The organism is Sodaliphilus pleomorphus (genome assembly GCF_009676955.1).
In the GTDB taxonomy this organism is placed as follows: Bacteria; Bacteroidota; Bacteroidia; order Bacteroidales; family Muribaculaceae; genus Sodaliphilus; species Sodaliphilus pleomorphus.
Map to the genome: position 1 here is coordinate 1301648 of NZ_CP045696.1, position 13067 is coordinate 1314714.

Consider the following 13067-nt stretch of genomic DNA (forward strand, 5'->3'; position numbering starts at 1 on the left):
GCACAAATACAGAAACACAATGAAAAAATTAATGATAATAGCACTTGCAGGCGCGGCAATGCTGTCGACCTCGTGCAGTGATTTCTTAGACCCACAGTCGGAGGGCAACCCCACGACAACCAACTATTTCAAAAACGACCAGCAGGCCATCGACGCCGTCGACGAGCTCTACAAGCCACTGGTAGAGGAGGCTATGTTTGGCCGCGAAATCTACTGGGAGCAAGGCGGCACCTGCGATATCGTGTGGGGCCGCACCCGCAGCTACCCCACGCTGGCCACGCTCAAGTACACTGGCGACGAGAGCCCGCTGCGCGGCACCTTCAACCAGTTCTACGGCGAGATGGCTCGAGCCAACTTCATCATCAAGAAGCTCACCGACAAGGAGAAAGGCACCACGCTCAGCGCTATAGAGAAGCGCTCGCTGGGCGAGGCCTACTTCATACGCGGATTCTGCCACTTCTGGGTAGCTCACCGCTACGGCACCGACAGCCAGGGCGTGCCCTTCTGCCGCTGGGAAGACTGGAGCGACGACTACGACTACACCATGCCGCCGCAACAGAGCAGCGTGCAAGTGAACTACGACTACATCATCCAAGACATGGACAAGGCTATCTCCTACCTGCCCAATCTCGAGGACTACGGCAACGCCGACAAGGGCCGTGCCAGCAAGGCCGCCGCTGTGGCACTCAAGGCCAAGACCTATGCCTACTGGGCCACTTGGGACGCTACCAAGTGGAACGACGTGATCAAGCAGGTGGACCTGCTTGAAAACACCTATGGCCGCGACCTGGCGCCCACCTTCGACGAGGTGTTCACCAGCGACCAGTCTAAATTCTGGGGCAAGGAATACCTGTTTGGCATCGCCGGCGACGGCGGCGCCAACGGCGGCGGGTCGGAATTTCCCGGCGTGGTGCTCGAGAACAAGGCCTGGGGCGTGTACAACGGCTGGGGCCAGAACAAGCCCAGCGAAGACATCTATGAGGAGATGGCCAAAGACGGCGCAGGCAACGACCGCCTCAAGCGCAGCATTCTGTGCTATGGCGACACCTTCGAGCTCAACGGCGTCGAGCGCCGCTTCTTCTCGACCTCCGACATCCAGGCCGGCTTCATGATCAACAAGTATATGGATCCCTTCAAGCACGCCAACATGACCGACACGTATGTGAACGCCAACGGCGACTGGCCCACCTGCCGCATCATGTTCCCGCTCATGCGCTATGCCGAGATGCTGCTCTTCCGCGCCGAGGCCTACCTGATGACGGGCAACGCCGCTGCTGCCACTGCCGATATCAACAAGCTGCGCCAGCGCTCGCACCTGGCCCCGCTGAAAGGCACTGCCACCATGGCCGACCTCTACCACGAGCGCCGCTGCGAGCTGGCCTTTGAGATGACCGACCACCTGGGCGACCTCAAGCGCTGGGCAGCCTCGAGCAATGCCGAAATCAAGGCTCTGGCCCTGAAGGAGCTCAACGCTCACCCCCGTGTGCGTGCCTACAGCGACCGCTCCAACCCCGAGAGCGACTTCAAGGTGATCGACTATGAGGACTACCGCGACAAGGCCGCCTACGACAGCCACCTGATGGTATTCCCCTACCCGTCGGACGTGATATCGAAATACGGCGGCAAGCTCAAGCAGAACCCCAACTATTGATACTGCGCGCTTCCTCGAGGCGAGGACAGCGACTACATGAATAATGCGTATCCCTGCAGCCCGCGAGTGAGCTGCAGGGATATTTTTTGCCCCCTGCCCGCCGCAAGCCGCGACAGGCAGGGGGCAAAAGAAAAACGAGACCAAGTTTTCACAAATTTGGTCCCGCAGTCATTTTTAGAGTATGAGAAATTTACTTATATTGTCGTTTCATGCTCACAAGAAAGTGCCTTTCTTGATTTCGCGCTGCAAACATAAGAAATATTTTTAGAATTACCACATAAAAATACCGCAATCGTGCCATCAAAGCCCGAAAACTGCTATTTTCGGTAATCGGCAAGAGCCCTTTGCATCGCCCAAGGCGGCACCACAATCACACAAGAGCGCACCCAGGCTACACGAAGAGCTGCTTCAGAATTTCGGGCGACTTGAGCGTGCCCACCGTGGAATTGTGCATGCGGTAGTAGGCGATGACGGCGTCGAGCACGGCATTGCGCTGCTCGCGGCTGAAGCGGAACAGGTGCAGGTTGGAAAACGTCATGCGCGAGAGCAGCACAATCACACGCGCCAAGTCGGGCTTCAGGCACGTGCCCGCCATCCTGGGGAAGGGCACAAAAGTGCCCCCCGCCATGTCAAACCAGTAGCCCTCGCGATACGACTCCACATCGGGCTCGATGCCCAGAAACGCTCCCAGGTGAAACAAGAAGCATATATGAAAATTGGCCACGCCGCGGTCGAGGCTGTCGAGCAGGCGCACCGCGGTCTCGATGTAGCGGTACAGGCCCTCGTCGCGCTCCCGCTCGGGGATGGCATGGCTCAGCAACTCGCTCATGAACATGGCCACGGCGTTTTTCACCGGGTCGGCATAGATGCTGGCAAGCAGGCACGTGCGCCGCACGTCGTGCAAGGTGCACAGCTCACGCCCAGGCACGATGCGCGACTCAAACTGGAGCAGGCTCAAAGGCAGAAACATGGAGTTGCGCACCCGTGCGGCGGCCGTGTTGCCCTGAGCCACCAGATAGGGCATCATGCCATGGCGGTCGGTGTAGATGTGGGCAATGTTGTGACGGTCGTTGTACTTGATGACATTGAGTACAACACCACTGGTGGTTTCATACATGCCACGAAATTACGCAATAATCGGCACATAGGCGGCCTCAACAAGTAAAAAACACTGATTTAGCACGATTTAAAGAAGTTAAATTTTGCCATTTGAAAAATCATTGCTATATTTGCACCGCTTTTTGCGCAGCTGGCTAAAGTTCGCAAAATCGAGGGGCCCATTCGTATATCGGTTAGTACGCAAGATTTTCATTCTTGAAAGAGCAGTTCGACTCTGCTATGGGCTACTAACAATAACAACAATCAAAGAAAAAAGGTTTTTAAGAAAATGGCAAACCATAAATCAGCAATCAAGAGAATACGCCAGACAGAGGCAAGAAATCTTCGTAATCGTTACTATGCTAAGACAATGCGCAATGCTGTGCGCAATCTGCGCAAGGAGACCGATCCTGCCAAGGCAGCCGAGAACTACAAGAAGGTATCGGCCATGCTCGACAAGCTCGGCCGCAAGCATGTCATAAGCAAGAACAAGGCTTCCAACCTGAAGTCGAAGCTGGCCAAGCACATCAACAAGCTGAACGTTGCCAAGTAAACACGACACAAGGCAGCGCAAGGATTGCACACAATAGAAACAACGATGGGGCGTTAAGCCGCCCGCAAGCGAGCGGCCTGCGCACAGGCCTAAGGCCAGCGACACAGTAGTGGCCCGAAGCCCCCATTAAGGTTTGGCCCATTCGTATATCGGTTTAGTACGCAAGATTTTCATTCTTGAAAGAGCAGTTCGACTCTGCTATGGGCTACCCAGGAGCGTTAAGTTGCATGAAACTTAGCGCTTTTTGTCGTTGCTGGCGGTGAAGTTGCTCTCGATCACGGCCTGCAGGGCGGTTTTGCCCATGACCTTGATGCCGTTGCTGGCATCGACGCCGGCATAGTCCATCATCACCAGGCCGGCATGAGCCACCACGCAGCGGGCCATGTAGGCATTGGTGCTGGCGGCATTCAGGCGGTAGCCGTTGCTGGTGGTGTTGCCGGGCAGCGGAGCCTCGGGGTCGCGCGTGAAAGCCGAGCAGTGGTTCACAACCCACAGGCTGCCGCGCAGGGGCGTGGTGGCGGCATGCACGAGAAACTGCCGCATGAGATCGAGTTTTGTCGTCATGGCGCCCTCCATGGTGGTGTTGTAGTAGTCTTGCACATAGAGGCGCTCGCCGCCCTGCACGCCCGCAACTCGTGCCCCCTGGGGCGCGTTCCAGCTGCCGCCGTCGTCCCAATTGTCGATATAGCCGCCACGGGGAACCTGGCCGTAGCGGTCGCGGCTCAGCACCAAGATGTGGCCGCGCATCTCGCCCACCGTGAGCCCGGGCCTATAGTCGATGAGCACCGGGCCCAGCTCGTGCAGGGTGCTGTCGACCAGCTGTGCCCACCGGCTCTGGTCGTAGCCGGCACCCTTGGCATCGTCCTCGTGGCGTTGCACCACCACGACCAGCGAGGCAGGGTTGGCCTTGAGCGAGTCGGCCAGCAGGCGCAGGGCGTGGGCATAGCTTAGGCGGGTGGTCAGCGTGCCATGGAAAATGCGCAGCTCGTTGCCGCACTGGGCCGGGCGCAAGTCGAAGGCGCGCACGCCGGCGGCAAACTGCTGGCTCAGGTCGAGTTCTTGGGTGCGGGCATAGCGCTCGCCCACTACCGAGTCGAGGCCCTCAAAGCCATTGCCTGTGGCTGCATCGTGGGCACCGGGTATCGACAAGCTGCACACTCGAGTGTCGGGGCTGAGTCGCGTCATCCAGTCGGCGGCAAGGACATGACTTGCCGCAACGGCAACAAGAGCAAGTGTTGCCAGGTATCGTAGTTTCTTCATTTCACACAGTCATTGTTTTTTTTCGTTACACACCAGCCAACACGTGTGGCTGCTACAGCAGCGAGGCGCCCAGCATGTTGCAATCGGCAAGGCTGGAGAAGACGATGCTCACCTTGTCGACGATGTGCGGCTGCTGGAAGCCCTCACGTGCCGAGCTCAGCATGGCACGCTCAAAGAGGTCGCGGCTGGCGGCGATGCCGCCGCCTATGACGATGGCCTGTGGGTCGTAGGTGTAGAGGATGACCTGCAGCAGCTTGCCCAGGTGCAGGCCCAGCTCGTGCCAGCGAGCTGTGGCCACGGGGTCGCCCGCGCGGGCTTTATCGGCCTCGGCCAGAGCCGTGGTGTGCCACTTGTTGAAGAGTTGCTGGCTGGTGTAGTCTTCATAGTTGCTCTCAAGATAGGGCAGACTGCATATCTCACCCGCGCCCGTGTTGGCACCGCGATACACCTTGCCGTCGATGACAATGCCGGCGCCCACGCCGGTGCCCAGGGTGATGCCCACCAGGTTGTCGAAGGGGCGGCCGGCCCCATAGGCCTTCTCGGCAGCGACAAAGCAGTTCACGTCGTTGTCGGCATGCGTCTCGATGCCAAAGCGGCTTTCAAGATACTGCTTGAGGTGCACCTCTTTCCACGAGGGTATGTTCATCACGTTGTAGACAATGCCGGTATTGAAGTCGACCACCGAGGGCACTGCCACGCCAATGCGGCTGGCGGTGCCGTTGTTTACTTTCTCGACGAGGGCACACATCTGGTCGAGCACCTCGCGTTCGGTGCCGCTGGCCTTGACAGGCTCGCTGAGCCGAGCCTCAATCTTGCCCTCGCGCACCCGGGCCACGCGCACATTGGTGCCGCCCAAGTCAATCGCTATAGTTGTGTTCATTGAATATGATAGTTGGTTGCATGCTTGTTGTGTTCATTTCAGAAGAGTGGTCTCTACCGTGGGCTTGACCCACCTGTAGTGGCCGTCGCCGTCGAGCACCTGCACCGTCCTGATGCTCACCTTCTTGCCCTTGATCGAGAGCACGGCAAACGAGGCCGAGCCGTCGTCGTCGGGCCAGGCGTTGTTGACCTGGTAGATGCGGTGCCCCTTGTAGTGCTGCACCGATGCCTCGTGGGTGTGGCCCACCATGAAGGCGGCCAGGTTGTAGCGGTCGAGCAAGGCCATGAGCCGCGCGCGGTGGGCCTCGGGCCACCAGCCGCGAGCCCACTTGTCGAAGCCATAATGCTGCAGGTAGACCACCGGCGTGCCGTCGCTGCAATACATCTTCAGGTCGGCCTCAAGCCAGTCGAAGTTGCTCTTGCAATAAGACGTGTCGCCGGCGGCGAGCATGCCCATGACAAAGTGCACGCCGCCCAGGTTGAACGAGTAGGAGCGGCTCGAGGGGTCGACATGATAGATGTCGCCGCGAGCCTTGCCCACCTGCAGCAGCGAGTCGAGGTAGCGCATGTTGAGCTCATAGCCCCGCTTGTTGAGGTTGGGACGCCCGTTCTCGGGGCTGATGTCGTGGTTGCCGTAGAGCAGATACACAGGATAGTGTATGGTCTTGTCGCCGGGCCCTGGCTCGTAGCGTTGCTTGAACAGGGCCTGAATATCGGGCGAGGCCTTGTCGAAGATGTCGCCGCACAGCAACACGGCATCGATGGGAATGGTCTTGCCCAGGGCGTTGATGGCACGCACGTGATAGTACTGGTCGGTCTCGGGCGGGCGGTCGAAGTGCAGGTCGGAGGCCACGACTACGGTCACATCCTGCGCCCAGGCCGAGAGCCACAGCGAGAGCAGAAGCAAGAGTGCAAGCAGGCGGCCACGGCCGCCTTGCACTTGCACGTGATAGAGATAGTGAATGTGAGTCATTGCGTTACGTTTGATTCAAGACGATAAAGCCCCGACGGGTCAAATCGTGTTGGTACCCGCCTTCACCTCGGTGTCGAGTTTCTTGTCGCCCCACATGAGGGTGACCTTGAAGGGCACGTTGGTCTTGATGGTCACCTTGGGTTTCTCGGCCGTGCTGGCACGCTTGGCCACCTTGAAGCTCACATCGCCCTTCTCGCCATAGGGGTAGCGGTCGATACCGTAGGCATCGGTGAGGTGCACGTCGATGGTGATGTGGTTTTCGGGCAAGTTGGCGCGCACGCCGAAGATATACTCGATGAGCTCGGCAATGGGAGGCAGGCCAGTCCAGCCCACAAAGTCCTTGCGGGCCATGAAGCCGGGGTCGGAGCTCTCGGGGGCGTAGTACTCCCAGAAGGTGCCCGTCTTCTTGTAGACGTCGAGCACATTGTTGTAGTCGTTGAGGGTGATGTCCCAGGCCAGGTCGCGGTAGCCCTTGTCGACAAGGCCCGAGATGACCATGTAGTTGGTGCCGGGCCACACGCCACCCACCCAGTAGCGGCCGTTGGCCTTGTACTTGGGGTTGTTGGCCGCCAGCGAGGGCACGCGGTGGTGGCGGTTGAAGGTGGCTGTGTCGGCCAGGTGGGCCACAAGACGGTCGAGGCGGGACTTGGGCAGCACATCGGTGTGCAAGGCCCAGTAGGCGTAGATGCCCATGGTGGTCGAGAGGCTGCCGTCGGCATACTGGTCATAGAGGAAACCGTCCTTGTCGTTCCACATGTTGTCGTTGATATACTTGGTCAAGTGCTTGATATCGTCTTCAAAGGTTTCGATCTCTTGCCAGCGCTCGAGATAGAAGCCCATCTTGAGCAGGATGTTGGCCACCATGATTTCCTGCAGGTTGGTATCGAGCCATATCATGTGGCCGTTGCTGTAGATGGTGTTGTAGCCCTCGGGCACACGAGGCATGTTGTCCATGCCGGTGCCCCAGCCGCTGCTCCAGTAGGTGCCGTTGCGCCAGGTGTGGTTGAGCTTGAGCCACTTGTAGTAGGCCGCCAGCACGGGAAACACCTTGTTGAGGCGGTTGTCGTCGCCAAACTGCGTGTAGTAGAGCCACTCCGACCAGGGCATGAGGTTGGGGCCTGTGCTGGTGGGGTCGTAGCGGCCGAAGCAGTCGCTGCCGTCGGCGCGTATCTCGCGGCAGATGAAGCCGTCGGGGTGCTGCTTGGCATAGAAGTTGTCGAGCGTGCGCTGGAAGGGGAAGAAGCGCTGGCCATAGCGGCAGAACATGGTGATAAACGAGTCGTCCCACATGAAGATGTTGCCGTTGTAGGCCGGGGCGATGTAGCTGGTGATGAAGCCCGAGTCGTCGAGAGGCTGATTGATGTTTTTGATGCCTATCTCCCAGGCTTTCCAGTACATTTCGATTTCCTTGTCGTGACCTTCCCAGTAGGGGCTGGGCAGCACCTTGCGAGCCTGGGCAAAAGTGCCGGGCACGGTTTTCTGCACCTTGGCGATGCGGAAGGAGTTTTCGGCCACGAGGGGCTCGCGCACGTAGGTGTCCTTGTAGGGCAGCTTGTAGAGCGGCGAGCCCGACGAGATGAGGTTTTGCGCCCCGGCCAGCACGGGAGCCAGCGCCGTGGCGATGAGCAATGCGTGTGTGATATGCTTCATTTTCAAGTCTATGTCTTATCGTGATTAATAGTCTACAAGCCCAGCAGGCGCTTGATTTTCCAGAAGATTTCGGTATTGTCCATGAAGCCGGTGAAGTTTTCTGATCCCGGGCCGAAGGCATACACTGGCACCATTGTGCCCGAGTGGTCGCGGGTAGAGAAGTTGACCTGCACGGTGCCGGTGTGGTAGTCGCCGCCCAGCACGGTGGGGCCGCCCGTCTGGTGGTCGGCCGTGACGACGACGAGGGTCTGGCCGTCGGCAGCGGCCCATTTCATCACAGCGCCTATGGTCTGGTCAAAGTCGAGCGTCTCCTGCATGAGCATGTCGAGCTGGTTGAAGTGGCCGTAGTCGTCGAGCTGGCTGCCCTCGATCATCATGAAGAAGCCGTTCTTGTTATGGTTGAGCAGGTCGATGCCCTTGAGCGAAGCCTTGGCCAGGAGGTCGCCACGCTCGGCAGGCACGGGAGTGTCGACAGGATAGGGCACGGCATAGATCTTGCCGCTCTTGCAGCGCCACAGCTCGTCGAGGGTGCGGGCCACGCGGTAGCCCTTCTTCTCAAGCTCGGAGAAGATGTTGCGGCCGTCGTCGCGGTGCTCAAAGTACTTGGCGCCGCCGCCAAACACATAGTCGAGCGGGGCGTTGAGATAGTCGAGTATCAAGTCCTGCTCCTTGTTGCGGTCGAGGTTGTGGGCCACAAAGTCGCAGGGGGTGGCGTCCCACAAGCGGCAGGTCACAGCAATGCCGTTGGCCTTGCCAGCCTTGTGAGCCAGCACGTTGAGCGACTCGAGCGGGCGCCCCGTGGAGTCGACGCCCACGGCGTGGTAGCGGGTCTTGTAGCCAGTGGCCAGCGAGGTGCCGCCCGAGCCCGAGTCGGTGATGAGGCGGTTGCTGGCCGGGGTCTTGGAGATGCCGGTGTACTGCGCGTTTTCGAGCCACAAGTGGCCGTGGTTGCAGGTCCAGGCAGCCTCGATGTGCATCAAGCTCATGCCGTCGCCTATCATGAGTATCACATTTTTCACTTTGCCGTCCCCCTTGGGCGGTGCGATTTTCTCCACTTGGTAGGGCGTGGGGAAGGTGTAGGTCTGTACATTGGCGGGTTCAGCCATGGCTGTCATTGACATGATGGCAAAAGCTGCAAGCGATAAAAACAATTTCGGTTTCATAATCTGTTGAAAAGTAGGTTCAATATAAAAGCAAGGGCAAAGTTAAGTAAAAAATTCCACAACAGTTCACCATCAGGCTTTCCAATTCATCCTCGAGTGCCCGCGAGTGTGAGGCAGGCATCGCAATCGTTTGCAGAAATTAGCATCAATTAATGGGCATGTATCGACCTGGCATAGACAATAAAACCGTATATTTGCAATAGAAAAGAAGACAATCCACAACAAAACCTATATGCACTCATGACAAAGACTCTCCCTATCATCAACGACGACCCGTGGCTCGAGCCCTATGCAGCAGCCATCGAGGGCCGTCACGAGGACGCTGCCCGCAAGATTCAAGAGCTCACGGGCGGCAGCGGCAATCTCGACGACTTTGCCAACGCCTACAACTACTACGGCCTGCACCGCGACCAGCAGGGCTGGACCTTGCGCGAGTGGGCGCCCCATGCCACAAGCATCTACCTGGTGGGCACCTTCAGCGACTGGAAAGAGTGCGAGCCCTACCGCATGCAGCCAGTGGCCGACGGCAACTGGGAAATAAAGCTGCCGGCACGGGCAATGAAGCACGGCGACCTGTTTAAGCTCCATGTGCACTGGGACGGAGGCTGGGGCGAACGCATACCGGCCTATGCCACCCGCGTGGTGCAGGACGAGACGACCAAGATATTTTCGGCACAAGTGTGGTGCCCCGAGAAGCCCTACCAGTTCAAGGTGAAGCATTTTGTGCCCAACACGGCCCCGCTGCTCATCTACGAGTGCCACATAGGCATGGCCGAGGACAAGGAGGGCGTGGGCACCTACGAGGAGTTTCGCGTCAACGTGCTGCCGCGTGTGATCAAGGACGGCTACAACGCCATCCAGATCATGGCCATCCAGGAGCACCCCTACTACGGCTCCTTCGGCTACCACGTGTCGAGCTTCTATGCCGCCTCGAGCCGTTTTGGCACGCCCGACGAGCTCAAGCACCTCATCGACGATGCCCACGCTGCCGGCATTGCCGTGATCATGGACATTGTGCACTCGCACGCCGTGAAAAACGAGGTAGAGGGGCTGGGGCGCTTCGACGGCAGCTACGACCTCTACTTCTACGGCGACAGCCGCCGCGAGCACCCGGCTTGGGACTCGCTGTGCTTTGACTACGGCAAAGACGCTGTGCTCAACTTCCTGCTCAGCAACTGCAAGTACTGGATAAAGGAGTACCAGTTTGACGGCTTCCGCTTCGACGGCGTGACCTCGATGCTCTACTACAACCACGGGCTGGGACAGGCCTTCGGCAGCTATGCCGACTACTACAACGGCGGCGAGGACACCAATGCCATCACCTATCTCACCCTGGCCAACGTGCTCATACACGAGATCAACCCGCACGCCATCACCATTGCCGAGGAGATGAGCGGCATGCCGGGCCTGGCACGCCCCTACAGCGACGGCGGCCTGGGCTTTGACTACCGCATGGCCATGGGCATACCCGACTACTGGATCAAGACCATCAAGGAGAAGCGCGACGAGGACTGGAAGCCCACCTCGATATTCTGGGAGCTCACCAACCGCCGCGCCGACGAGAAGACCGTGAGCTATGCCGAGAGCCACGACCAGGCGCTGGTGGGCGACAAGACCATCATCTTCCGCCTCATCGACAAGGAGATGTACTGGCACATGATGGTGGGCGACAACAACAGCGTGGTCGACCGCGGCATGGCCCTGCACAAGATGATACGCATGGCCACAGCCTCGCTCATCAACGGGGCCTACCTCAACTTCATGGGCAACGAGTGGGGTCACCCCGAGTGGATCGACTTCCCGCGCGAGGGCAACGGCTGGAGCTACAAGTATGCCCGCCGCCAGTGGTCGCTGGTCGACCGCAAGGACCTGAAATACCAGTACCTGAACAACTGGGACAACGACATGATACACCTGCTCTCGAGCGTGCACAACTTCCAGGCCACGCCCATACGCAAGCTGTGGGACAAGGACGATGACCAAGTGCTGGCCTACATGCGCGGCAACCTGGTGTTTGTGTTCAACTTCAGCCCCACGCGCTCCTACACGGGCTATGGCATCCTGGCCCCGGCGGGCGAGTACGACGGGGTGCTCGACAGCGACAGCCCGCGCTACGGCGGCTACGGCAACATCGACGAGAGCGTGAGTCATCTCACGCAGCCCGACCCGCTCTATGCCGACGCTCACCTGGGCTGGCTCAAGCTCTACCTGCCGGCCCGCAGCATGCAAGTGCTGCGCCTGGCCGCAGCCAAGCCCGTGAAAGCCGCGGCCCGCAAGCCTGCGGCCAGGAAGGCTCACACGGGCAGGAAAAAGAAGAAATAATGCCAACTGCTCCCCTCCCCCGCCAGCGTGGCGAGGCGGCGGGGAGCGGCCAATGTGCAACGGGGGCACGTTTCTACTTGTGCAAAAAGAGAAACGTGCCCCCGTCGTGATTATATATATAAGCCTGCTGGCTACTTGTAGCTCTGCTGGTAGATGTCGATGATCTCCTCGCGGGTGAGGAAGCGCGGATCGAAGTCGAAGAGGCCGCCCATGGTCTCGGTGGCATTGGTGGCAAAGCGGTCGAAGTCGGCCGGCGTGATGCCCCAGTCGCTCAGCTTCACATTGTCGACGCCGCACTCACGCTGCATGATATCGAGCGCGTCGAGGAAGTCGCTGGGCCGTGCACTCTTCTGCATGGTCATCTTCTCGGCCATCTTCATGTAGCGCTTCATGGCATCGTTTTTAAATGCCTTGTAGTAGGCCTTGCTTATCGCAATCAGGCCGGCACCGTGAGGCAGCTTGGGATAGAAGGCGCTCATGGCGTGCTCCAGGCTGTGCTCGCCCGTGCAGCTGCTCGTGGCCTCGACCATGCCGGCCAGCGTGCTGGCCCAAGCCACCTTGCTGCGGGCGCGCAGGTCGCGGCCGTCGGCCACAGCCACAGGCAGGTACTTGTAGAGCAGGCGCACGGCCTCGAGTGCATAGAGGTCGCTTATGGGCGTGTGCTGCGTGCGGTTGATATAGCCCTCGGCAGCATGGAAGAAGGCGTCGAAGCCCTGATAGGCCGTGAGCTTGGGAGGCAAGGTGAGCATGAGCTCGGGGTCGACAATCGAGAGCGTGGGGAAGGTGTGCTCAAAGCCGAACCCGATCTTCTCGTTGACCTCGGTGTTGGTGATCACGCCCCAGGGGTCGACCTCGGTGCCCGTGCCGGCCGTGGTGGGAATGGCCACGATGGGCAGAGCCCGGGTCACCGGCTTGCCCTTGCCATGGCCGCCCTGCACATAGTCCCACAGGTCGCCGCCCATGGCCACGACCACGGCTATGGCCTTGGCCGTGTCGATCGAGCTGCCGCCGCCCAGCCCTACAACAAAGTCGCATTTCGAGTCGCGGCACAACTGGGCACCTTCCTCGACATGCGACTTGATGGGATTGGGCAATATCTTGTCGAACACTTCACTCTCTACTCCTGCCTGGGCGAGCTGCTTCTGCACAAGGTCGAGGTAGCCGTATTTTTTCATCGACGTCCCCGACGAGATTACAATGAGTGCTTTCTTGCCTGGAAGCGGCTGCTGCGACAGGTTTTTCAGTTCCCCAGCACCGAACACCAGCCGGGTGGGGATGTAAAGTCCGAATTTCTGCATCATAGTGTTTCTTGTATTTTTTTAGGACAGCCTCATGGCGCATGAGGCTGCCGGTTCCTGTTAAATAAATTATCTACTTGGGGTAAAGTTACTGAATTGAAACGACAAAAGCAAGTAAAAGCCCAAAATTAAATTTTATTGACGTTTTTATGAGCACATTGAAATATTTATCACTACCTTTGCCACGCGCTGTGCTCCCCGTTGCCTTGGGGCGATGCCG

Annotated in this window: 10 protein-coding genes; 3 read left to right on the forward strand and 7 right to left on the reverse strand. The window is 59.0% G+C overall.

Annotated features, from left to right (window positions below; genetic code table 11):
- Positions 1-19: 19 nt before the first annotated feature.
- Complete coding sequence (locus GF423_RS05290) at positions 20-1651, forward strand: RagB/SusD family nutrient uptake outer membrane protein (RefSeq protein WP_154327370.1); 1632 nt, start codon at positions 20-22, stop codon at positions 1649-1651.
- Between the two features lie 391 nt (positions 1652-2042).
- Here the strand turns inward: GF423_RS05290 and recO are convergent, their stop codons facing one another.
- On the reverse strand, positions 2043-2768 hold the full coding sequence (gene recO, locus GF423_RS05295) for a DNA repair protein RecO (RefSeq protein ID WP_154327371.1): 726 nt from the start codon (positions 2766-2768) through the stop codon (positions 2043-2045).
- A 270-nt stretch (positions 2769-3038) separates the two neighbouring features.
- On the opposite strand from recO, the gene rpsT reads away from it, so the two are divergent.
- Positions 3039-3302 (forward strand): 30S ribosomal protein S20, encoded by a 264-nt coding sequence (gene rpsT, locus GF423_RS05300; RefSeq protein ID WP_154327372.1) that lies wholly within the window; start codon positions 3039-3041, stop codon positions 3300-3302.
- A gap of 234 nt (positions 3303-3536) precedes the next feature.
- Here rpsT and GF423_RS05305 read toward each other — a convergent pair whose 3' ends face one another.
- The 5 genes from GF423_RS05305 to GF423_RS05325 are packed head-to-tail and all read right to left on the reverse strand — an operon-like array spanning position 3537 to position 9227.
- Entirely contained in the window at positions 3537-4562 is a 1026-nt protein-coding gene (locus GF423_RS05305) for a PI-PLC domain-containing protein (RefSeq protein ID WP_154327373.1), read from the reverse strand.
- Positions 4563-4614: 52 nt separating this feature from the next.
- The gene (locus GF423_RS05310; protein WP_154327374.1) at positions 4615-5442 is read right to left on the reverse strand and encodes an ROK family protein; all 828 of its coding nucleotides are present in this window, start codon (positions 5440-5442) and stop codon (positions 4615-4617) included.
- Positions 5443-5475: 33 nt separating this feature from the next.
- Positions 5476-6414, reverse strand: a complete 939-nt coding sequence (locus tag GF423_RS05315) for a metallophosphoesterase (protein WP_154327375.1) — start codon at positions 6412-6414, stop codon at positions 5476-5478.
- 39 nt (positions 6415-6453) lie between these two features.
- Positions 6454-8064, reverse strand: a complete 1611-nt coding sequence (locus GF423_RS05320; protein ID WP_154327376.1) for an MGH1-like glycoside hydrolase domain-containing protein — start codon at positions 8062-8064, stop codon at positions 6454-6456.
- A 32-nt stretch (positions 8065-8096) separates the two neighbouring features.
- Positions 8097-9227: an alkaline phosphatase gene (locus GF423_RS05325; RefSeq protein ID WP_154327377.1), complete on the reverse strand. Its 1131-nt coding sequence runs from the start codon at positions 9225-9227 to the stop codon at positions 8097-8099.
- Positions 9228-9467: 240 nt separating this feature from the next.
- On the opposite strand from GF423_RS05325, the gene GF423_RS05330 reads away from it, so the two are divergent.
- Positions 9468-11549, forward strand: a complete 2082-nt coding sequence (locus tag GF423_RS05330; RefSeq protein WP_154327378.1) for an alpha amylase C-terminal domain-containing protein — start codon at positions 9468-9470, stop codon at positions 11547-11549.
- A gap of 131 nt (positions 11550-11680) precedes the next feature.
- Here GF423_RS05330 and GF423_RS05335 read toward each other — a convergent pair whose 3' ends face one another.
- Positions 11681-12847 carry an iron-containing alcohol dehydrogenase gene (locus GF423_RS05335; RefSeq protein ID WP_154328985.1) on the reverse strand — a complete coding sequence of 389 codons (1167 nt, stop codon included), beginning with the start codon at positions 12845-12847 and terminating at the stop codon, positions 11681-11683.
- Between the last annotated feature and the right edge of the window lie 220 nt (positions 12848-13067).